This is a genomic window from Burkholderia sp. AU45388, from assembly GCF_030481585.1.
Lineage (GTDB): Bacteria > Pseudomonadota > Gammaproteobacteria > Burkholderiales > Burkholderiaceae > Burkholderia > Burkholderia sola.
Map to the genome: position 1 here is coordinate 664,402 of NZ_JAUJPV010000001.1, position 20,746 is coordinate 685,147.

General features: G+C 70.3%; 19 protein-coding genes. 18 read left to right on the forward strand and 1 reads right to left on the reverse strand.

Features of this window, described 5'->3' with window-relative positions:
* Positions 1 to 20: 20 nt before the first annotated feature.
* Positions 21 to 968 (reverse strand): fatty acid desaturase, encoded by a 948-nt coding sequence (locus tag QZM72_RS03005; protein WP_367620020.1) that lies wholly within the window; start codon positions 966 to 968, stop codon positions 21 to 23.
* Between the two features lie 427 nt (positions 969 to 1,395).
* Between QZM72_RS03005 and QZM72_RS03010 the strand changes: the two genes are divergently transcribed.
* The 18 genes from QZM72_RS03010 to QZM72_RS03095 are packed head-to-tail and all read left to right on the forward strand — an operon-like array spanning position 1,396 to position 20,735.
* Positions 1,396 to 3,159, forward strand: coding sequence for a fatty acyl-AMP ligase (locus QZM72_RS03010; protein ID WP_301737111.1), 1,764 nt, complete (start codon positions 1,396 to 1,398; stop codon positions 3,157 to 3,159).
* Entirely contained in the window at positions 3,156 to 3,866 is a 711-nt protein-coding gene (locus QZM72_RS03015) for an ABC transporter ATP-binding protein (protein WP_301737112.1), read from the forward strand. Before QZM72_RS03010 ends, QZM72_RS03015 begins: the two co-directional genes overlap by 4 nt.
* Positions 3,838 to 5,055 carry an ABC transporter permease gene (locus tag QZM72_RS03020; protein WP_301737113.1) on the forward strand — a complete coding sequence of 406 codons (1,218 nt, stop codon included), beginning with the start codon at positions 3,838 to 3,840 and terminating at the stop codon, positions 5,053 to 5,055. Before QZM72_RS03015 ends, QZM72_RS03020 begins: the two co-directional genes overlap by 29 nt.
* The gene (locus QZM72_RS03025; RefSeq protein ID WP_301737114.1) at positions 5,052 to 5,795 is read left to right on the forward strand and encodes an outer membrane lipoprotein-sorting protein; all 744 of its coding nucleotides are present in this window, start codon (positions 5,052 to 5,054) and stop codon (positions 5,793 to 5,795) included. Before QZM72_RS03020 ends, QZM72_RS03025 begins: the two co-directional genes overlap by 4 nt.
* Positions 5,785 to 7,113 carry a hypothetical protein gene (locus QZM72_RS03030; protein WP_301737115.1) on the forward strand — a complete coding sequence of 443 codons (1,329 nt, stop codon included), beginning with the start codon at positions 5,785 to 5,787 and terminating at the stop codon, positions 7,111 to 7,113. The genes QZM72_RS03025 and QZM72_RS03030 overlap by 11 nt, the downstream gene beginning before the upstream one ends.
* Positions 7,114 to 7,126: 13 nt before the next feature.
* On the forward strand, positions 7,127 to 8,212 hold the full coding sequence (locus tag QZM72_RS03035) for a hypothetical protein (RefSeq protein WP_301737116.1): 1,086 nt from the start codon (positions 7,127 to 7,129) through the stop codon (positions 8,210 to 8,212).
* A 58-nt stretch (positions 8,213 to 8,270) separates the two neighbouring features.
* Positions 8,271 to 8,525 (forward strand): acyl carrier protein, encoded by a 255-nt coding sequence (locus QZM72_RS03040; protein ID WP_301737117.1) that lies wholly within the window; start codon positions 8,271 to 8,273, stop codon positions 8,523 to 8,525.
* 7 nt (positions 8,526 to 8,532) lie between these two features.
* The gene (locus tag QZM72_RS03045; RefSeq protein WP_301737118.1) at positions 8,533 to 9,408 is read left to right on the forward strand and encodes a hypothetical protein; all 876 of its coding nucleotides are present in this window, start codon (positions 8,533 to 8,535) and stop codon (positions 9,406 to 9,408) included.
* Position 9,409: 1 nt separating this feature from the next.
* Positions 9,410 to 10,036 (forward strand): hypothetical protein, encoded by a 627-nt coding sequence (locus QZM72_RS03050; RefSeq protein ID WP_301737119.1) that lies wholly within the window; start codon positions 9,410 to 9,412, stop codon positions 10,034 to 10,036.
* 1 nt (position 10,037) lies between these two features.
* A complete protein-coding gene (locus QZM72_RS03055) occupies positions 10,038 to 11,021 on the forward strand; it encodes a ferritin-like domain-containing protein (protein WP_059579151.1) in 984 nt (327 codons plus the stop codon).
* A gap of 1 nt (position 11,022) precedes the next feature.
* Positions 11,023 to 12,012, forward strand: coding sequence for a 3-oxoacyl-ACP synthase (locus tag QZM72_RS03060; RefSeq protein WP_301737120.1), 990 nt, complete (start codon positions 11,023 to 11,025; stop codon positions 12,010 to 12,012).
* On the forward strand, positions 12,002 to 13,174 hold the full coding sequence (locus tag QZM72_RS03065) for a PLP-dependent decarboxylase (RefSeq protein WP_301737121.1): 1,173 nt from the start codon (positions 12,002 to 12,004) through the stop codon (positions 13,172 to 13,174). The genes QZM72_RS03060 and QZM72_RS03065 overlap by 11 nt, the downstream gene beginning before the upstream one ends.
* 16 nt (positions 13,175 to 13,190) lie before the next feature.
* A complete protein-coding gene (locus QZM72_RS03070) occupies positions 13,191 to 14,774 on the forward strand; it encodes an acyl-CoA ligase (AMP-forming), exosortase A system-associated (protein WP_301737122.1) in 1,584 nt (527 codons plus the stop codon).
* Complete coding sequence (locus QZM72_RS03075; protein WP_301737123.1) at positions 14,771 to 15,865, forward strand: hypothetical protein; 1,095 nt, start codon at positions 14,771 to 14,773, stop codon at positions 15,863 to 15,865. The genes QZM72_RS03070 and QZM72_RS03075 overlap by 4 nt, the downstream gene beginning before the upstream one ends.
* Positions 15,865 to 17,715: an acyl-CoA dehydrogenase gene (locus QZM72_RS03080; protein WP_301737124.1), complete on the forward strand. Its 1,851-nt coding sequence runs from the start codon at positions 15,865 to 15,867 to the stop codon at positions 17,713 to 17,715. The genes QZM72_RS03075 and QZM72_RS03080 overlap by 1 nt, the downstream gene beginning before the upstream one ends.
* A 1-nt stretch (position 17,716) precedes the next feature.
* A complete protein-coding gene (locus QZM72_RS03085) occupies positions 17,717 to 18,967 on the forward strand; it encodes a citrate/2-methylcitrate synthase (protein ID WP_301737125.1) in 1,251 nt (416 codons plus the stop codon).
* Positions 18,968 to 18,995: 28 nt separating this feature from the next.
* Positions 18,996 to 19,658: a class I SAM-dependent methyltransferase gene (locus QZM72_RS03090; protein WP_089471542.1), complete on the forward strand. Its 663-nt coding sequence runs from the start codon at positions 18,996 to 18,998 to the stop codon at positions 19,656 to 19,658.
* A 3-nt stretch (positions 19,659 to 19,661) separates the two neighbouring features.
* Complete coding sequence (locus QZM72_RS03095; RefSeq protein WP_301737126.1) at positions 19,662 to 20,735, forward strand: TauD/TfdA family dioxygenase; 1,074 nt, start codon at positions 19,662 to 19,664, stop codon at positions 20,733 to 20,735.
* Positions 20,736 to 20,746: the final 11 nt, after the last annotated feature.

A 20,746-nucleotide genomic window follows, 5' to 3' on the forward strand; every position in this document is an offset into this window, starting at 1 on the left:
AACGCATTCGACACCGGTGGTCACGCCGATTGCGTGGACGCCGGCGCGGCCGCTTCGGTCTCGGGCTCGCGATCGTCCCGATCGTCGTCCACCGAGCGCGGCGTCAGCCGGCCGCGCAACAGCGCGTAATAGAACTGCCGATACGTGCGGTGGTAATAGCGGATGCGCGGCGCGATCGCGCCATGCAGATCGTGCAACCGCTCGATCGGCAGGTTCGGCATCATGTGATGCTCGACGTGATAGTTGTTGCCGTTCGTGAACCAGGTCATGAACGCGTTGCTCTCGATCGTCCGCGTGTTGCGGAACGGGTCGGTGCTCGTCAGGTCGCAGCGATAGTGCTCGGGCATCTCGACCAGCGCATGCACGGGCGCCGCGACGCACACGAGCGGCACGACCCACACCCAGACGACGAACCACGTGTGCAACGCGACCGACAGCGCGGCCAGCAACGCGATCGTCGTGGCCATCAGCAGGTAGTCGCGGCGGATCGCACGCGACACGAGTGCGTTGTCGCCGAAGCGCGCGCCCGGCACGACGAGCTTCGCGACGTTCTTCGCGAACTGGATATAGTGCGCGGCCATCGACAGCCGCCACGCCCACAGCCCGACATTGACGACGGGGCGCGCGCCGTACTGGTCGCCGTAGTCGAAGAACTCCTTGTTCTCCGGCGTGCCGAGCAGCCGGTGATGGCGCAGGTGGCTGTCCTGGTAAGCGTGGAACGACACGAGCATCGGCATGCCGAGCAGCAAGCCGAACACCATGTTCAGGCGCTTGCTGCGGAACCCCTGGTAATGCAGCGCCTGGTGCTGCAGCTCGACGCCGTGCGCATACATCGCACCGATCAGCAGGATGCCGACGATCTTCAGGATCACGAGCGCCGACAGCGCGAACATCATCCCGTGCGCGATGAGCGCGACGTACACCGCCAGCTTCAGCGAGAAGACCACGCCGCTCGGGCGGCTCTTCATGTCTCCAACCGATTTCGTGCGGGCGACCAGCGATGAGGTGACGGACAAGACGCTCTCCTTGAGCCGGGCCCTGCCCGGCACGATGACGCGGCGGCGCTGGCGCGCTGCCGGGATGCAATTCTTCTGTGAGTCGATGTTTCGGACAAACGAATTTTCCGAACGCATTGCATGACGCCCGCGCATGAGCGCACCACATCGTGAACTAGACGACCGGTCGAATGAGACAGACCAGTCGCCTGGCGCGTGTTCACCGTTCCCGCCAATAACGAATGGGCACGGGCCCGAGTGGATGCGCTCCGCTCATGCATAGCCTGCATAGATTCCGTTTGTCGCGGCCGATCGATCCGGCAAGAATCCCCCTCACTCGACGAACGGCGCCGCCGGCACCGTGGCGCGAGCGGCCGTGTTCCGCAACGGGAGAATCCTCGTGACGAAGTACGCATCGACCATTCATCGCCTGATCGAATCGCTCGAGGACGTCGCGGGCGCCATGCATCGCATGACGTTCGTCGACGACGCGGGCAACGAAGCCGGCATCACGTACCGGCGCTTCGCGGAAGAAGTGTTTCGCCAGGCCGGCGCGCTGCGCGAGCTCGGCGTGCGCGAGAACGATCTGGTGATGCTGGCGCTGCCCGCGTCGGTCGAGCATGCGGCCGCGATGATGGCCTGCGTGATGACGGGTGCGCTGCCCTGCACCGTGCCCGTTCCCGCACGGCGCGCGACAGCCGGACGGCAGGTGGTCGACGTCGCGTGCGAGCTGTACCGGCCGCGCATCGTCGTCGCCGCCGATGCGCAGGCCGCGGCCTGGCGCGACGACGCGTTTCCGGCGGCCTCCACGCGCGTGGTCGATCTCGCGACGCTGTCGAGCGCCGCGGACGCCGGCGCGCGCGCGCTGATCAGCGCGAAGAGCGGCCACGATCCGCATCATGTCCAGCTCACGTCGGGTTCGACGTCGCATCCGAAGGCCGCGGTGCTCAGCCACGACAACGTGATCGCGAACGTGCTCGGCATCGGCGGCTCGGTGCGCTTCGACATCGCGGCCGGCGACGGCACCGCGTCGTGGCTGCCGCTCTATCACGACATGGGGCTGCTCACGCTGCTGTCGAATCTGCATTACCGCGCGCCGCTATTGATGATGCAGCCGAACAGCTTCATCCGGAATCCGCTCGGCTGGTTGAAGCGCATCGCATCGGCGCGCGCGACGACGACGTCGGTGCCGACCTTCGCGCTGCGCTACTGCGTGCGCCGCTTCAATGCCGCCGCGATGGACGGCGTCGACCTGTCCGCGTGTCGCAACATCTTCATCGGCGGCGAACGCGTGGACGACGCGACGCTGCGCGATTTCGCCGCGACGTTCGCGCCGTACGGCCTCGCGGCATCGGCGTTGCAACCGTGTTACGGCATGGCCGAATCGACGCTCGCGGTATCGATGCATCGCGCGTGGCACGAAGGCGCGGTCGATGGCGCGCCGTACGTGATCGCCGACGCACTCGACCGGCGCGCGTTGATCGAGCGCCGCGACGCGCAGCCGGTCGCCGCGAACGACGGCCGCGATACGGAAACCGAAACGGTGCTCGCGATGGGCACGCCGATCGACGGGATGGCGTTCCGCATCCTCGACGACGGCGACCACGCGCTGGCAAACCGTGCGGTCGGCGAAGTCGCGATCCGCGGCACGTCGGTGATGCTCGGCTACCTGAACCCCGACGACGGCACGATCGCCGCGCCGCTGACGGCCGACGGCTGGTTTCGCACCGGCGACATCGGCTACGTCGCGGACGGCCAGCTGCATATCCTCGGCCGCAAGAAGGAAGTCATCATCATTCGCGGCAGCAACTATTTCCCGCACGAGATCGAGGAAGCGCTGGCCTCGCACAGCGCGCTGCGCAAGAGCACGTGCATCGCGTTCGGGCTGCCCGATCCCGAAACCGGCACCGAGCGGCTGGTCGTCGCGATCGAGGCGCGGCCCGTCGACGCGACGCCGCAAACGCGCACCGAGTGCCAGCAGTTGCTCGCGTCGCGCATCGGCTTCGCCGCGCAGGATCTGTGTTTCGTCGAGCCCGGCTCGCTGCCGCGCACGACGAGCGGCAAGCTGCAGCGCGTGAAGTGTCGCGATCTCTATGCGAACGGCGCGTTGCCGGTTATTCCCGCGCCGGCCGCCGTCGAAGCCGGCCAGGGAGCGTTCGCATGACGGCCGCTTCGCTAACCCCGGTGCTCGAGCTGCGCGACGTCACGCGCGTGTACGAAGGCGCCGGCCGCGTCGTCGCGGTGCGCGACGCGACGATCTCGATCGGGCAGCGCGACGTCGTCGCGCTCGTCGGTCCGTCGGGCAGCGGCAAAAGCACGCTGCTCAACCTCGCCGGCTTTCTCGACGTGCCGACGAGCGGCGAACGCTGGCTCGAAGGCCGACGCATCGACGACGCGCCGGACACGCTCGAACGGATTCGCCGCGAACGTATCGGCTTCGTGTTCCAGCAATTCAACCTGATACCGGTGATGTCCGCGCTCGAGAACGTCGAGCTCGGCTGCTTCGCGTGGGGCACGCCGCGCACGCGGCGCGAACGCGCCCGCGCGATGCTCGACGCGGTGGGGCTCGCCGCGCGCGAACGGCACCGCCCCGGCGAGCTGTCAGGCGGCGAACAGCAGCGCGTCGCACTGGCCCGCGCGCTCGCCAAGGAGCCGGCGATCGTGATCGCGGACGAGCCGACCGCGAGCCTCGACAGCACCAATGCGCGGGCGGTCGCCGAGCTGATCCTCGACACCAACCGCACGCTGGGCACCGCCTTTCTGATTGCGTCGCACGACGATCGTCTGTGCGCGCACCTGCCGCGTCGCATCGAGATGCGCGACGGCATACCGGGAGTGAATCGTGAACTGGTCGACGTTTGCGTGGCGTAACCTCTGGCGCAACCAGCGCCGCACCGTGCTGACGATGGCGATGATCGGCGTCGCCGCGTTCGCGTCGAGCCTCGCGCTCGGCTACGTGATCGCGACCTTCGACGCGGTGCGCGAAGGGTCGATCGACAGCGGCGTCGGCCACGTGCAGGTGCTGCATCGCGGCTATCTCGACCTGATCGGCGAACGGCCGCTGCAGTACGGGCTGACCGCCGACGAACAGGCTGCCGCCACGCGGGCGATCGCACAGCTGCCCGGCGTCGCGACCACCGCGCGCGGCATCGACTTCGACGGGCTCGTATCGAACGGCGATCTCAGCTATGGCTTCGTCGGCGAAGGCATCGAACCGAACCGCGAGCCGCCCGGCTTCTTCGACTATCACACGGTGCTGTCGGGCCGCTATCTGTCGCCGACGAACGCGGGGACCGAAGTCGTGGTCGGCGCCGAACTCGCGCGCAAGCTCGGCGTGCACGTCGGCTCGGTCGTGCAGCTGATGGCGTCGACCGCGCACGGCGGCATCAACGCGACCGACGCGCAGATCGTCGGCGTGATGAGCACCGGCAACAAGGACGTCGACGAACGGATCGTCAACGTGACGTTCACGGCCGCGCAGGCGCTGCTGCGCACCGACCGTGCATCGCGCATCGCGGTGTTCCTCAAGGACACCGCCGGCACGCCAGCCGCCGCCGCGGCGCTGCGCACCGCGCTGCCGACGCTCGACGTGCGGACCTGGGATCAGCTCGTGTCGCTCTATCACCAGATCGTCGCGCTGTACAAGAACCAGTTCTCGGTATTCGGCGCGATTCTCTGCGTGACGATCCTGCTGTCGATGAGCAACTGGATTCTGATGAGCATCGTCGAGCGACGCCGCGAGATCTCGACGCTGCGCGCACTCGGCGTGCCGGCCGCGACGGTGCGCGGCGTGCTGATCCAGGAGACCGCGCTGCTCGGCCTGCTCGGCGCGGCCGCCGGGATCGCGCTCGCGCTGCTGACGATGGTCGCGCTCAATCACGCGCAGATCCACCTGCCCGCGCCGCCCGGCCGCGTGAAACCGATCTTGCTCGAATTCACCGTGTCGCCCGTCGCCGTGGCCGCCGTCGAAGCCGCGTTCGTCGTGCTCGGCGTGGCCGCGGCACTGCTCGCGACGCTCGGGCTCGCGAAACGCAACATCCTCGAAGGACTCGCTCCATGAACCGCATTCGCCTTACGTTCGCCGCGCTCGTCGCGTGCGCGCCGCTCGCCGCGCAGGCGGCCGACGCGCCGACGGCCCAGACCATGCTCGCCCGTGCCGACGCGTACCGCAGCACGGCCGCCGATACGCAGACGAACATCCAGATCACCAACGAAGTCGGCGGACAATCCGGCGACGCGACGCGCTATCTCGTCTACACGCGCGGCAACGGCGACACGCTTGCGCTCACGCGCAGCGGCGAGAACGACGGCCAGAAATACCTCGCGACGACACGCGGGCACTGGTTCTACGTGCCGAACACGCGCAGCGCGGTGCGCATCAACGGCATGCAGCGGCTGCAAGGGGAAGTCGTGATCAGCGACATCACGCGCACGCACTGGGCCGACAGCTATCGCGCGACGGCCGTGCCGGGCACGACGCCGATCGCCGGCAAGCCGGCCACCGAGCTCGACCTGACCGCGACCGATCCCGACAACGTCTACCCGACGATCAAGCTGTGGGTCACGCCCGATACCGACGTGCCGGTGCGCGCGCAGTTCTTCCTGGCGAGCGGCCTGCTGTTTCGCAGCGCCGACTTCTCGGCGCCGGTCGACGCGAACGGCCGCAAGGTGATCCGCAAGATCACGTATCGCAACGAGGTCGAGAAACAGCGCGCGAGCGTCGTCGACATCCTCGACGGCCAGCCGCGCAAGATTCCGTCGGGCTGGTTCAATCCCGACACGCTCGCCGATGGCCAGTGAGTACGACGCCGATGCCGACGCCCATCGTGACCGCCGCCGTTCATCGCCCGATCGCACCCGCCGCGGCTGGCCCGGTGTCGCGCTCGCCATCCCGCTCGCGCTCGGCTGCACGCTCGCGCACGGAGAATCGCTGATGGACCAGCTCGGCACGCTCAACGGCATCGGCTACGCGCGCTCCGTCGACAGCATGGACGGCCGCGCGCTGCTCGGCCGCCTGATCGGCGACTCACCGCGCGATCAGCAGGAAGCCGGGCTGCTCGCGCGCATCGACGGCGAAAACCTGTTCGTGAACGCGCGCGTCGTCGCCAGCAACCATTCGCTCGGCGCACAGGCGAGCCGCTTCAACGAAGCCGGCGTGCGCTACGCGTTCGACAACGGCATCACGCTGACGGCCGGCAAGCGGATCGACACGCTCGATACGTCGCAGGCATTCTTCCCGCTCGGCTTCTTCCAGAAACGGGCCGCGACGGCCGACATCTACGATCGCTACGGCGACGTCGAAGGCACGCCGCTCGTCGAGGCGAAATGGGCCGGCGAACAGACCACGCTGCAGTTCATCGCCGGCGAGAACCGCACGCTGCGCAACGACGTCGACAACCGCGACGTCGAAGGCGCGACGCAGCTCGTGCGCGGCGCGTACAACTGGTCGGGCGGCTCGGCCGCGCTGCTCGCGGGCCGTCACGCGGGCCGCGGCGGCGCGGGCGCGACGCTGTCGTTGGACGTCGCGCGCTCGAACACCGTCTATGCGAGCGCATGGCTCGAGCGCGGCACGACCCGCCCGCTGCCCGCTTTCATCGCGAACGGCACGCCGCTCGATTCGGCCGCTGCGTACGACGCCGTCGATCGCCGCAACGATCGCCAATACATGTGGCGCAGCGCGCTCGGTATGCAAAGCGCGCTGCCCGGCAACCTGTCGCTGATCGTCGAGTGGTCGCACGACGAAGCGCGTTACGACGCGAGCCAGTGGCGCCGGATGGTCGGCGCGGTGCAGGCGAACAACGCGCTGCTGCCGGTCGCGCCCGGCGCCGCGCTGGCCGGCCTCGGCGGCACGGCCAACTTCGTGAGCGTCGACGGCAGCCTGCGCGACTACCTGTTCGCGCGGCTCGGCAAGAAAGTCGGCCGCGTCGAGTATTCGCTGCGCGGCATCTATTCGCCGCAGGACAAGGGCCTGCTCGCGATCGCGCAGGTCGTCGCCGACATGAACACGCGCGTGAGCGTCGACGTCGCGCTCACCCACGCTTTCTCCGACGGCCAGTCCGAGTACCGGATGGTCGGTCTCTGCACCCGCATCGACGCCGCCGTGCGCGTGCGTTTCTGACAGGAACCCTGCCATGTCCACGCTTTCCGCCCCCGCCCCTGTCGCACCGTCGCCGCTGCTGCGCGTGGCCGACCAGGCCGCGTATCCGGTGCTGCGCCACCTCGACGCGATCGGCACGCCGCCGCGCGCGGCGGCCCGGCTCGTCGAAGCCGCCACCGTGCGGCTGCTCGACAGCGAGATGGTGATCGCGCTGCGCGCCGCCACGCCGGACGTGCTGCCCGACGCATCCGCGTCGACGCCGTTGCGGCACGACGAAGCGCCGCTCACCGAAGCACTGCTCGAACAGATCGGCAACGAAGGATTTCATCACCTGTTCAAGCCGTTCATGCGCGCGTTCATCCGCATCATGTTCGGGCTGTTCTTCTCCGACGACCAGAACCGTCGCGCCTGCGAGTGCATCGACGCCGGCCACAACTTCGCGTTCCTGATGAGCGACGGCGGCGGCCCGACGCTGGCCGCCTGGCGCACCGTCGTGCGCAGCGACGACAACGGGCTCGCGCTGACCGTCGACAAGGTGTGGGGCATCGAGGCGCACCGCGACTGCATGGCCGTCGTCGCGGCACGCCTGCCGGGCGTGATGTTCCCGGCCGCCTATCTTGTGTGGCCCGACGAGTATCGAAAACTGAAGCGCTCGACCTGCGGCGCGCCGTTCCTCGCGGGCAACCTGCAGCTCGCGAACGTCGGCGGCCAGGTGCGCGTCGCTGCCGAGGATCGCCTGCGGATCGGCGGCCCGACCGTCTTCAACAAATACCTGACCGTCGTGCGGCCGTACTTCGTCCGCGCGCTGATGGCGCACGTCGGCTGGCTCGAACGGACCGGCCGCGTCGAACTCGACGCCGACGCGCGCGCCGTGCACCGCTTCATCGCGGACGCCGCGCGCACCCAGACCGACGACGCGCACTACAGCTTCGGCAAGGTGCAGCGCGTGCTCGCGATCAAGCTGCTGTCGAACGAGTTCCTGAGCGCGCTCGTGCGCGACGGCAAGGTGCCGCGGTTCGACGACCAGCGCGACCTGCTGGCGTTTTCGAAGATGGAAGGCAGTTCGTACCGGTGTTATCACGAGCTTCGCAAGAGCCTGCGCTGCGAAGCCGGCAGTTGATCCACGCGACAGGCCGATCGATCCCGATCAATTCAACTCAACTCCAGGAGCTCCCCTCATGACGACCCAGAACGTTCCGGCCGACGCGCTCGACATCCTGTCCCGCGAAGTCGCGAAGATCCTCAACGTCGAAACCGTCGACACGGACGCCGGCATCGGCGAACTCGGCATCGATTCGCTGAACATCGTCGAGCTGATCGTGTTCTGCGAACAGCTTTACGGTTCGATCGATCCGGAAGCGCTGAACATCACGCAGTACACGACGCTGCAGCGGCTCGACGCGCAACTGCGCAGCCAGCAGCACGCGGCCTGATACGACGATGCTCGCGCCCCTTGCCCCCGTGGCGGCCGCCGCCGTCCAGCCGGCCCCGGCGACCGCGCTGACCGTGCAGGCGCTCGCGTACCGGCGCGTCGCGCCGTCGCGCGACGGCGCGGCCGTGCCGCTCGACGACACGGCGCACGTGATCGGCACGCTCGCGTGCGCCGAGCGCGAGCGGCTGTGCGGCGCGGTCGGCGCGGACGACTACGTGGTCAGCTCGACGATCCTGTCGATGCTGCTGATGAACGATTCGCCGCAGCACCGCGTGTTCGCGCAGGCGCTTGCCGGCGCGAACGACTACACGCCCGACTGGATGACCTGCTCGTACGAATGCGCGGGCTGGGGCTATGTGTTGCGCCGCGCGCTGGCCACCGCGGCCGAGACCGGGCCGCGCACGCTGCTGCTGCAGATCGTCGACGTCGACGTGCACGGCTTTACCTACTGGCACGGCAATCCCGCGTGGGGGCGCTCGGGCTTCGGCGTCTGCACGCTGCTCGTCGACGTCGGCCGCGAGCCGGCGCAGTCGGTGATCGCGGACGCCGCGCCGCCGTCCAGCGCGGTCGTGCGGCTCGGCCGCGACATCCGCACGTTCTGCGCGGCGCGCCCGGGCCTGCACGCGGCGCTGCCGTTCTTTCCGGCCACGTCGCGGCGCGCGCTGCTCGCGTCGGTCGGCAAGACGCCGCTGCTGCCGGACGGCCACGGCGTGTTCGGTCATGCGTTCGGCAGCGACCCGTGGCTGTCGGTGCTGCTCGCGCACCGCGACGGCGACACGCCGCGCCGCGCGGCAGTCTGCTCGCTCGCGCTGAACGGCTATTACGCGATCGCCGACGTCGCGTTCGCGCCGGACGCGACGTTCTCTCTCGACGGCGAGGCGTGACATGGTGCGCCCCGTTCATTTCACCTATCGGATCGAGCGCGATGCGCGCCAGCCGGTCGCGGTCGCGGCCAGCGCGTACCGGATGCCGCTCGACACGCCGGCCGACTATGCTCGCGCCGCGCTCGCGGAAGCGGCCGGCGATGCTTACGACACGGGCAATACGCACGACGGGGCCGGCGGCGAACGCCGCGTGCTGCTCGACCACGTGCAGTATTTCGCGTTCCTCGCGGAAATCGCCGCGCGGATTCGCGACGCCGTGCACGCGGACGCCCGCCTCTTCATCGAAGTGTGCGCACCGTACTTCGGCGCGTTGCCGGCCGAACTGCTCGCCCCGCACGTGCTGCTCGGCGTGCACCTGTACGACGAAGCGTTGCGCGATGCCGCACGCGGCGCGCCGGTCGTCTGGATCGGCGACCGCATCCTGCGCGATGCGGAATTCGCCGGCGACAACCGCGTGTGCTGCGCGATCTGGCCCGCGCGGCTCGCCGACGCGTTCGACGCGCAACTGCGTGGTGCGTGGCCGTCGTTCGCGATCCGGCTCGAGCCGCACCCGGGCGCACCGCGCGCCGCCCCGTTCACCGATTCCGCCCATCATTCCGGCGCCGCCGCGCGGCCGGGGAGACCCTGACATGAATGACACGCTTACCGTGATGCAGGACACGGCCGACATCCGCTGGTCGATGCCCGTCGACGCGCTGATGTCGAACGACTACGCGCTGCGCGAAGAGGCGCTGAACCGGCTGTACGAGAAGGCGAAAGCCGCGCAGTGGGACGTCGCGACCGACGTCGACTGGCGCCACGACCTCGATCCGGCGAACCCGCTCGGCATGCCCGACCCGACGCTGCTGATCTACGGCACCGAGCTGTGGGGCAAGCTCGCCGACGCCGACAAGCGCGAGGTGCGCCACCACGCGCAGGGCTGGCTGTTGTCGCAGATCCTGCACGGCGAGCAGGCCGCGCTGATCTGCGCGTCGAAGCTCGCGTCGGCCGAAAGCGGCCTGAGCGCGCGGCTGTGCGCGGCCGCGCAGATGATGGACGAAGCGCGCCACGTCGAGGCGTACGCGAAGCTCGTCAACGAGAAGCTCGACGTCAGCTACCCGATGAGCCGCTCGCTGAAAGGGCTGCTGCACGACACGATCACGAGCAGCGCGCTCGACATGACGAACCTCGGGATGCAGGTGCTGGTCGAGGGCATCGCGCTGTCGATTTTCCAGAGCGTCGTCGCGTACAGCACCGACCCGTTCATCAAGGACCTTTTCCTGCGGATCCAGCGCGACGAAGCACGCCACTTCGCGGTCGGCCGGATCACGCTGTGCCGCGTGTACGCGGAGATGAGTTCGCACGAGCTGCGCGAGCGCGAGGAATTCATCTGCGAAGGCGCGGCCGTGCTGTACGAGCACCTGTGCGCGGACGACATCTGGGAACCGATGGGGCTGTCCAAGCGCGAATGCAGCGCGATGGTGCGCGAGTCGCCGGTGTCGAGCTCGATCCGCCGCTCGATCTTCCGGCGCCTCGTGCCGACGATCCGCGAGATGGGCCTGCTCACGCCGACCGTGCAGGCGACCTTCGAAAAGCTCGACGTCCTCGACTACGCGGCGATGCCGCTCAACTGACATGACGATGTCCTCCTCCCACGCATCCCGCGACGCCGGCTTCTGGATCGGCATCGACGCGGTGGCCTACGAGCTGCCGGGCCCGCCCGTCGATATCGAGGCCTGGGCCGCCGAACGCGATTACCCGGCGCAGCGGGCGGCCGCGATCGCGCAGTCGGGCAGCCGCTATTTCCACATGGCGCTCGACACGAGCGAGACCGATCTCGCGATCGCGGCGGTCGGCCGGCTGCTCGACACCGCGCACGTGCAGCCGTCCGACGTCGGCGCGATCGTGCACGTGCACACGCAGCAGTTCAGCGTGCCGCCCGCGCCGCGCAGCCTGCCGCACGAAGTGGCCGCGCGCTTCGGCATCGAGCCGCTGTGGCTCGGCTCCGTCGCGCAACTGAACTGCGTGTCGGTCGCGGCTGGCATCGAGACCGTGCGCGCGCTGATGCGCCGCCATCCGCAACTCGATGCGGCGCTCGTCGTGTCGTCCGACCGCGTATACGGCGAGGATTACCGGATGCGGCAGATGACCGGCGTGCAGTGCGACGGCGCGGCCGCGATGCTGATCGCGCGCAACAGCACGAAGAACCGGCTCGGCGGCATCGCGATCGAAACGCATGCGAAATGGCATCGCGGGTCGGACACCGTCGCCGCGAACGAGGCCGACCTGATCATGATGGAATGGCCATACACGCGCCGCGCGATCGACGCGGCCGTCGCGCTCGAGCCGCATGCGCTCGACGCATACGATCTCGTGCTGCCGCACAACGCCGACCTGCCCGGCTGGAACGCGCTGTGCCGCGCGATGCGCGTGCCGGCCGAGCGGCTCTACGCGGACAACATTCATGCGCGCGGCCACGCGTGCTGTTCGGATTTTCCGATCAACTTGGCCGACGTCGGGCTCGATGCGGTCGCGCACGGCCGGCGCGTGCTCGGCGTGATGCAGTCGAACTGCGGCGCGTATGCGGCCGCCACGCTCCATCCGGTGAGCCGCCATGACGCCTGAGCGCCCGCTTCCCGCCGCCGATCGCGCGTGGATCGCCGATCTGCGCACGCCGTGCTATGTGTACGAGCCCGAGGTCGCGATCGCCCGCTACCGGTCGCTCAAGGCGCGGCTCGGCACGCGGCTGATCGTGTCGCTGAAGGCGAACCCGAACCAGGACATGCTCGCGCGCTGCGCGCATGCGTACGAGGACGGCGTCGAACTCGCGAGCCGCGGCGAACTCGACGCGGTGATCGGCCGGATCAAGACGCCGCGCTACCTGAACAATCCGTCGATGGACGAGATGTTCATGCGCGCGGGGCTCGCGTCGCGCTGCCATTTCGTGCTCGACAACCCGGATGCGGTCGCGCGTTTCGTGCCGCTCGCGCGTGAAGCGGCGGCCGGCGGCGGCACGCCGGGCGCCGTGCTGCTGCGCGTGAACGCCGGCGCGCTGGCAGGCGAGCACGCGCGGGCGCCGTGGCACGACCACTTCGGGATGACGCCGAACGAGGCGCACGACGCGGTGCGCACGCTCGCGGCCGCCGGCTTGCCCGTCGCCGGGCTGCATGTGTTCTCCGGCCCGCATTCGTTCATCCGCCAGGACCCGACGCAGCCGGACACGCTCGTGTTGCCCGAGCGGCTCGCCGCGCTGGCCCGCGATCTCGCGCCGGCCAACGGTGCGCCGCTCGCGTCGCTGAGCCTCGGCGGCGGCTTCGCCGACGATCATCCGGGCGATGCCGCGTTCGAACGCTATGCCGCCGCGCTCGCGCCGCTCGCCGGCCAGTATTCGCTCGCCCACGAATCCGGCCGCGCGATCTTCGCCGACGCGGGCGTGTTCGCGACGCGCGTCGTCGCGGTCAAGACGTGGCAGGACCGCACGATCGCCGTCTGCGACGGCGGCCTGTCGCATGCGTTCCTGCTCGCCCAGACCGAAACGATGATGCGCCGCCTGGCCGCGCCGTCGCTCGTGCGCCGCACGCCCGCGCCGCCGCCTCGCGGTGTGCCGACGCTCTTCGTCGGGAGCACCTGCAGCCGCGCGGACGTGATCGGCCGCGACGACACGGGCGCACCGCCGCAGGTCGGCGACATCGCGGTGTTCGAGCGCTGCGGCGCGTATCACCGCACGTACTCGATGACGCATTTCCTGTCCCACGAAGCCGCGCACGTATACGTGCGGCCGGCCTGAACCCGAGGAGCCGATCATGAACGCATTGATCAGCATCGCCGACCTGCTCGAACACGGCGCCGAGCGCTGGCCGCATCATCCGGCGTACGCCGACGGCGGCCGCACCCTGACTTACGACCAGCTTGCCCGCGCGGTCCGGCGCGCCGCCGCCGCGCTCGCATCGCGCGGCGTGCGGCCCGGCGAACGCGTCGCGATCTACGCGCCGAAGCGCATCGAAACCGTGGTCGCGATGCTCGCGGCCAACGCGCTCGGCGCGATCTTCGTGCCGGTCAATCCGCAGTTGAAGGAAGCACAGATCGAACACATCGTCGCCGACAGCGGCGCCGCGCTGCTCGTGACCGGCGCGCAGCGGCTCAAGCGCCTGCCGGCGCTCGCCGCGCTCGTCGGCGCGCGCACGCTGCTGATCGAGGAACTCGCTGATGCGATCGAGTCGCCCGGCACCGACACGCCAGCGTCCGCAGCGGCTCCTGTCGGCCGCCCGGTCGACGACGATCCGGCCGCGCTGCTCTACACGTCCGGCTCGACCGGCAAGCCGAAAGGCGTCGTCGTGTCGCATCGCAACCTGGTGTCGGGTGCGTTCAGCGTCGCCGCGTACCAGCAGCTCACCGAAGACGACGTCGTGCTCGGCGTGCTGCCGCTCAGCTTCGACGCGGGCCTGAGCCAGCTCACGACCGCGCTCGCGTCCGGCGCGTGCTACACGCCGCTCGACTTCCTGCAGCCGGCCGAGGTGCCGCGCCATTGCGATGCGTTCGGCGTCACGTCGATCACCGGCGTGCCGCCGCTCTGGATGCAGCTTGCATCGGCCGGCTGGAGCGACGGCGCACGCACGCGGATCCGCCGCTTCGCGAACACCGGCGGCCATCTCGCGACACCGCTGCTGCACCGGCTGCAGGCGCTGTTCACGCAGGCGTCACCGTACCTGATGTACGGGTTGACCGAGGCATTCCGCTCGACCTACCTGCCGCCCGCGGATGCGGCGCTGCGCCCGACGTCGATCGGCAAGGCCGTGCCGAACGCGGAGATCCTCGTGCTGCGCGCGGACGGCAGCGAATGCGCGGCCGACGAGCCCGGCGAACTCGTGCATCGCGGTGCGTTCGTCACGCTCGGCTACTGGAACCGGCCCGAGCTGACCGCGCAGCGCTTTCGCCCGCTGCCGCGCCGGCACGGCGAAATCCCGCGCCCGGACGTCGCCGTGTGGTCCGGCGACATCGTGCGGCGCGACGCGGACGGCTACCTGTATTTCGTCGCGCGCGGCGACGACATGATCAAGACGTCCGGCTATCGCGTGAGCCCGACCGAGGTCGAGGACGTGCTGTTCACGCTGCCGCACATCCGCGAGGCCGCCGTGTTCAGCGTCCCGCACCCGGCGCTCGGCGAGGCGATCGCCGCATGCGTCGTGTCGACGCTCGACGCCGACGCGTGCCGCGCCGACATCGCCCGCGCGTGCCGCGACGCGTTGCCCACCTACATGAACCCGCTCGTCGTCGAGCCGCTGCCCGCGTTGCCGCGCAACCCGAACGGCAAGATCGACCGACCGGCGCTGAAAGCGCAGTATCGCGACGCGTTCGCGCGTCCGAACCTCGAGGAGACCGCCGCATGACCCTGTCGACGCTCGACGAAACCTGTGTCGGTGCACCGCGCGTCGCCGCGCCCGGCACGCTCGCGCTGTCCGGCGGCGTCGTGGTGCTGCCGCCCGCCGTCGTGTTCAGTGCGATCCAGGCGCAGGAGCGCCATCCCGGCTACCGGCACCTGCTGCTGCCGCAGGCGCGCTTTGCGCGGCCGCGCGGCATGGGCGCGCTGACGCCCGACGAAGGCACGCGTCTCGCGCCGGGCGGGCGGCCCGCGCTGCGCGTCGCGCCGCCCGGGCGCAGCCTCGCCGATCTCGCCGCCGATGCGGCGCTCGACCTGCGCGACCAGCTCGGCTCCGGCGCGCTGGCCCGCACGACGCATGTGATCGTCGCCAGTTGCGCGCTCAACGAAGGCATCGGCGACTCGGTCGTCGGCCGCATGCAGTACGAACTCGGGCTGCAACGCGTGACGCCGTTCGCGCTCGGCCAGAACGGCACGCTCGGCTGGTATTCGGCGCTGATGCTGCTCGACGGGCTGCTGCGCGATGAAGGCGACCAGGCGCTCGTGATCCTCAGCGACAAGTGGCTCTACCCGTTCTTCCGCCAGTTCGGCGACCTGGTCGGCTACGGCGATGCCGCCGCCGCGCTGCTCGTGTCGCGCGCGGGACCGGCGCCCGAGCCGGCCCCGTGGGGCGGCGTGCGCTCAGTCGCGCTCGAATTCGGGCCGTCGATCGCCGATCCGTGGGCCGACGCGCCGGCCGCGCTGCGCGACACGCTCGCACCGGTCGCCGCGCGCGCGATCCGTCGCGCGCTCGACCAGGCCGACCTGCGTGCGAACGAGATCGACTGGTGCGTGCCGCCCGGCTTCGACCCCGGCTTCGCGGCGCGCGTGGCCGATGCCGCGTCGATCCCGGTTCCCGCGCGCATCCAGCACGACGGGTCGGGCCATCTGTCGTCGGCCGAATCGGCCGCCGCGCTGATCCGGCTCGCGGGCGCGCTCGACGAAGGCGAACGCCGCACGGTGCTCGTCTGGGACGCGGCGCTGCATGGCGCGGCGGCGGCGGCCGTCGTCGACCTGGCCGGCGGGCTCGACGCCGCACTCGATATCGAAGGAGACGCATGATGAGCGCCTACAAGGTCAGCCTGCGCGAGCTGCGCTTCTTTCTGTGGGAACTGTTCGAGGCCGACAAGCGCTTCCTGGCGGAACACGGCCTGTACGGCACGCACGATCGCGCGTCGATCGACGCGCTGCTCGAACGCGCACGCGATTTCGCGCTCGACCTCGGGCGCAGCTACCAGCAGGCGGACGTCGAGGGCTGCACGCTGCTCGACGACGGCCAGGTACGGATTCCTTCGCATTTCCACGCACTGTGGGCGCGCTTTCGCGACGAGTGGTCGAACACGCTGTTCGGCACCGCGCACGGGCTGCCGCCGATCGTCACGCAGATGATCTACGAGATGTTCATGGGCGCGAATCCGTCGTTCATGACGTACGGCGGCTTCACGCGCCCCGCGGTCAAGCTGCTGCAGATGCACGGCACGCCGCACCAGAAGGCGCTCATCGCGCCGCTCGAAGCGTACCGCTGGGACGCGTGCTTCTGCGCGACCGAACCGCAGGCCGGCACCGACCTGACCGCGGTCGCGCTGCGCGCGACGCCGCTCGAACGCGACATCTACGCGATCGACGGCGAGAAGGTCTATATCTCGGCCGGCATGCACGAGCTGACGGAAAACACGCTGTATTTCGTGCTCGGGCGCATCGACACCGCGTCGCCGGATTCGTTCTCGCTGTCGTGCCTCGTCGTGCCGCGCTTCTGGCCCGACGAAACCACCGGCGAGCTGCAGCCGAACCACGTCGACTGCATCGGCCTGCCGCGCAAGATGGGCCTCAAGGGCTGCGCGAACACGCATCTCGTGTTCGGCTCGAACGGCACGACGAAAGGCTGGCTGCTCGGCGGCCGCCGTAACGTCGGGCTGCTGCAGCTGATGCCGCTGATGAACCAGGCGCGGATGAGCACCGGGATGTTCGGCGTCGGCGTCGCGTCGAGCGCATACCTGCACGCGGTCGAGTACGCGGGCCGCCGGCTGCAGGGCCGGCCGATCGAGCGCGCGTCGAACACGAACGCGGCACGGGTCGCGATCGTCGAGCACGCGGACGTGCAGCGCATGCTGGTCGACATGAAAAGCCGCGTCGACGGCTGCCGCGGCCTGCTCGGCAAGCTCGCGGCGACCGCGACGCGCGCGGCGATGCTCGAAGCGACGCCCGACGCCGACCCGGCCGAGATCGAGCGTCATCGCAAGCTGCAACTGCTGCTGACGCCGATCTGCAAGGCGTTCATCTCGGACCAGGCGTGGCGGATCTGCGAAACGGCGATCCAGGTGCACGGCGGGCTCGGCTATACCGACGCGAGCCCGGTCGAGCAGAACGCGCGCGACGTGAAGATCCTGTCGATCTGGGAAGGCACGAACTACATCCAGGCGCAGGATCTCGTGCGCGACAAGCTCGGCTTCGGCCGCCATTCGCGGCTGATCCAGTACTACCGCGACGAACTCGACGCGTTCCTCGCGCAGCAGCATCATGCCGGCACGCATGCGGAGCTGCGGCCGCTGTTCGATGCGCTACGCGCGGGCGCCGACCGCATCGCCGCCGCGCTCGACGACATCGCGCGCGACGTGCAGGACGGCCACACGCATCGCAGCAGCCAGTTCTACACGCGCTTTCTGGAGATGTTCGGCGTCGTCACGTCCGCATGGGTGCTGCTCGAATCGGCGACGATCGCCGCGCGCCGGCTCGATGCACCGGAAACCGCCGACGCGCCGGCCGAGTTGGCGTTCTATCGCGGCAAGCTGAAAAGCGCGCGCTACTACTTCGCGAACGTGCTGCCCGTCGTCGACCAGCACGCGGCCGTGATCGCCGCGATGGCGCACGCGGCGATCAGCGTCAGCAGCGACGAACTCGCCGCAGTGGAATGACATGGACACGACACTCGATTCCGGCGCCGACACCGCCACGACCGCGGCCGACGATGCGCCGCGCAACCTGCTCGGCCGGCCGGCGACGCGCCATCGCGGCACCGACATCGACGGCGCGACGCTCGCCCCCGAAGCGCTGCGCGTGCGCGATCTCGACCTGAACGCGCTGATCGGCGCGACGACGTTCGAAGGCGCACTCGCGCATCTGTGGTTCGACGTCGCGCCCGGCAGCGCCAACCATCGCGCGCACGAAGCGACGATCGGCGCGCGGCTCGCCGCGTTCACCGACGCGCTCGCGCCCGGCTCGGCCGCGCAGTCGGTCGCGGCCGATCTCGGCGCGGCCGGCGTCGCGCCGGTGTTCGCGGCCGCGTCCGGCCTGCTGCGCGGCCTCGACGACGTGACCGCACGCGTGCAGGGCCCGGCGCCGGACGATGCCGATCTCGACACGATGCTGCTGTGCGCGGCCGCCGCGCCGTTCCTGCTGCATGCGGCGATCGAGGGCCGGCCGTTCGCGGCCGGCACACACGCCGGCGGCAGCACGGCGCTCGATGCAGCGCGCACGCAAGCGCAACGCATGCTCGTGCTGACCGGCGCGACGCGCCACGACGCGCCCGCGCAAGCGGCGATGGACATGCTGCTCGTCGCGTGGCACGCGGGCTTCGGCTACATCACGCCGACCGTGCTCGCGCCGCGCGTCGCGATCGGCACCGGCGTCACGCTGACCCAGGCCATCGCCTCCGGCTTCCTCGCGAGCGGGCCGTCGCACGTCGGCGCGGCGCTCGAAGCGATGCAGTGGCTCGCCGCGCTCGCGCAGTCGGCACCGGGCGGCGCCGACGCGTCGGCCGCGGCGCTCGACGCGGCCGGGCGCGCGGCGATCGATGCGGCGCTCGACGCGAAACGCACGCTGTACGGCTTCGGTCATCCGCTGTTCGTCGCCGATCCGCGTCCGCCGCACATCCGCGGCCGGTTGATGGCAATCGGCTTCGACGGCGGATACGTGACGCTGTTCGACGCATGCTGCGCGCAGGCCGACACGCGCCGCGCGCTGCGGCCGAACATCGATTTCCTGACCGCCGCGACGCTGCTCGAACTCGGCGTCGCCGCGCCGTCGTGGGGCGTCGGCGTCGGGCTGGCCGCGCGCATCGCGGCGATGGCCGCGCATGCGGTGGAACGGCGCCGCCGCCCGGCGTTCGGCGTCAACAGCGCGACCGCGCGACGGCTGCTGGCCGCCGTGCCGGTCGGCTGGCTGTGAACCCTCACCCTCTCGCACAAGGAACGTCATGCTGCTCAAGAACCTGCGCCCGGCGAACGACTACGATCGCTTCGCCACCGAAACGCTCGAACCGTGGGACCTGCTGTTCATCAGTCGCATCCGCCAACTGGCGCGCGGGATGACGGCCGGCACGATCGCCGACATCGGCACGGCCACCGGCGTCGTGCCGGTGCGGCTCGCGACCGATCCGGCGATGCGCGGCTGGCGCTACGTCGGCATCGACCTCGATCCGGCGATGCTGGACGAAGGCCGCCCGCGCATCCGCGAACTCGGGCTCGACGATACGATCGAGATGCGCGTCGGCGACGCGCTCGCGCTGCCGTTCGACGACGGCACGCTGACGATGGCGGTCGGCCGCGCGACGCTGCATCACCTGCCCGACAAGGCGCTCAGCCTGACCGAGATGTACCGCGTGCTGGAGCCGGGCGGCATCGCGCTCGTGCACGACATGCGCCGCGACGCGCCGCAGCACCTGCTCGACCGCTTCACCGAAATGCGCGCGGCCGCCGACTATCCGCCGACCCACGTCGAGGAAAAGATCACGCTCGACGAAGCGCATGCGCTGGTGGCCGATGCCGGCCTGTCGTCGGTTGCGTCGATCTACAGCCCCAGCATGGGGCTCGGCGCGCTCGGCTTCGAAATCCTGCTGAAGAAACCGGCGCTGGCCTGAGCGATGACCGATCTCGCCTTCCTCGCCGCGCATGCCGCCGTGCGGCTCGGCGCCGACGACGTGCGGTGCGCGCCGGTCGCGCCCGGCGCGACGCTGCCGCTGTGCGTGACGCCGCGCAGCGCCGAACTCGCGACGTCGCCGGAGATGTTCGTCGCGTGGTACCGCTCGCGGCTCGACACGATCGACACGCTGCTCGACGCATGCGGCGCGCTGCTGTGGCGCGGCTTCGCGGTGCCCGACACCGCCGCGTTCGGCCGCCTCGGCGCGCTGTATCCGGCGCATGCGAACGGCTATACGGCCGGCGCCGCCCCGCGCCGGCAGATCGACGGCCAGGTCTACGAATCGACCCGCATGCCGCCGCCGTTCAGGATCGGGCTGCATCAGGAGATGGCCTACATGCCGGCGTTCCCGCGCCTCGTCGCGTTCTACTGCCGGCAACCGGCCGACGCGGGCGGCGAAACGCCGATCTGCGACATGCGACGCGTGACCGCGCGCGTGCCGGCCGCGCTGCGCGAGCGGTTCGCCGAACGCGGCGTGATGTACCTGCGCAATTTCGCGGCGCCGGGCGACCGCGCGGACGGCCTCGCCGCCAATCCGAACCTGCCGTTCGCCGCCTACCACCGGCCGTGGGACGACGCGTTCGGCACGACGGCGCGCGACGAGGTCGAGCGGCTGTGCGCGGAGCGCGGCGTCGGCTGCCGCTGGCTCGACGACGGCAGCGTGACCGTGTCGCACGTCGGCAGCGCGCTGCGCACGCATCCGCGCACCGGCGAGACGGTGTGGTTCAACCAGGCGAGCGCGCAGCACCCGAACCCGCGCTCGATGGGCGAGCTCAGCTATCGCTACCTGCAGCGCATGTACGGCACGCGCGCGGCGTTTCCGTACGAGATTCGCTACGGCGACGGCGCGCCGATGCCGTTCGACGATCTGGCGCCGATCTACGACGCGCTCGACGACGAGGAATTCGCGTTCCCGTGGCAGGCCGGCGACGTGCTCGTCGTGGACAACATGCTGGTCGCGCACGGCCGCAACCCGTATCGGGGCGCGCGCGACACGCAGGTCATGCTGTTCGACTGAGGATGCCGACG

Excerpts from the sequence above, each read along its gene's own strand:
- QZM72_RS03005 (WP_367620020.1), bottom strand. The coding sequence starts at position 968 with ATGAAGAGCCGCCCGAGCGGCGTGGTCTTCTCGCTGAAGCTGGCGGTG.
- QZM72_RS03015 (WP_301737112.1), top strand. The coding sequence starts at position 3,156 with ATGACGGCCGCTTCGCTAACCCCGGTGCTCGAGCTGCGCGACGTCACG.
- QZM72_RS03025 (WP_301737114.1), top strand. The coding sequence starts at position 5,052 with ATGAACCGCATTCGCCTTACGTTCGCCGCGCTCGTCGCGTGCGCGCCG.
- QZM72_RS03030 (WP_301737115.1), top strand. The coding sequence starts at position 5,785 with ATGGCCAGTGAGTACGACGCCGATGCCGACGCCCATCGTGACCGCCGC.
- QZM72_RS03035 (WP_301737116.1), top strand. The coding sequence starts at position 7,127 with ATGTCCACGCTTTCCGCCCCCGCCCCTGTCGCACCGTCGCCGCTGCTG.
- QZM72_RS03040 (WP_301737117.1), top strand. The coding sequence starts at position 8,271 with ATGACGACCCAGAACGTTCCGGCCGACGCGCTCGACATCCTGTCCCGC.
- QZM72_RS03045 (WP_301737118.1), top strand. The coding sequence starts at position 8,533 with ATGCTCGCGCCCCTTGCCCCCGTGGCGGCCGCCGCCGTCCAGCCGGCC.
- QZM72_RS03050 (WP_301737119.1), top strand. The coding sequence starts at position 9,410 with ATGGTGCGCCCCGTTCATTTCACCTATCGGATCGAGCGCGATGCGCGC.
- QZM72_RS03055 (WP_059579151.1), top strand. The coding sequence starts at position 10,038 with ATGAATGACACGCTTACCGTGATGCAGGACACGGCCGACATCCGCTGG.
- QZM72_RS03060 (WP_301737120.1), top strand. The coding sequence starts at position 11,023 with ATGACGATGTCCTCCTCCCACGCATCCCGCGACGCCGGCTTCTGGATC.
- QZM72_RS03065 (WP_301737121.1), top strand. The coding sequence starts at position 12,002 with ATGACGCCTGAGCGCCCGCTTCCCGCCGCCGATCGCGCGTGGATCGCC.
- QZM72_RS03070 (WP_301737122.1), top strand. The coding sequence starts at position 13,191 with ATGAACGCATTGATCAGCATCGCCGACCTGCTCGAACACGGCGCCGAG.
- QZM72_RS03075 (WP_301737123.1), top strand. The coding sequence starts at position 14,771 with ATGACCCTGTCGACGCTCGACGAAACCTGTGTCGGTGCACCGCGCGTC.
- QZM72_RS03080 (WP_301737124.1), top strand. The coding sequence starts at position 15,865 with ATGAGCGCCTACAAGGTCAGCCTGCGCGAGCTGCGCTTCTTTCTGTGG.
- QZM72_RS03085 (WP_301737125.1), top strand. The coding sequence starts at position 17,717 with ATGGACACGACACTCGATTCCGGCGCCGACACCGCCACGACCGCGGCC.
- QZM72_RS03090 (WP_089471542.1), top strand. The coding sequence starts at position 18,996 with ATGCTGCTCAAGAACCTGCGCCCGGCGAACGACTACGATCGCTTCGCC.
- QZM72_RS03095 (WP_301737126.1), top strand. The coding sequence starts at position 19,662 with ATGACCGATCTCGCCTTCCTCGCCGCGCATGCCGCCGTGCGGCTCGGC.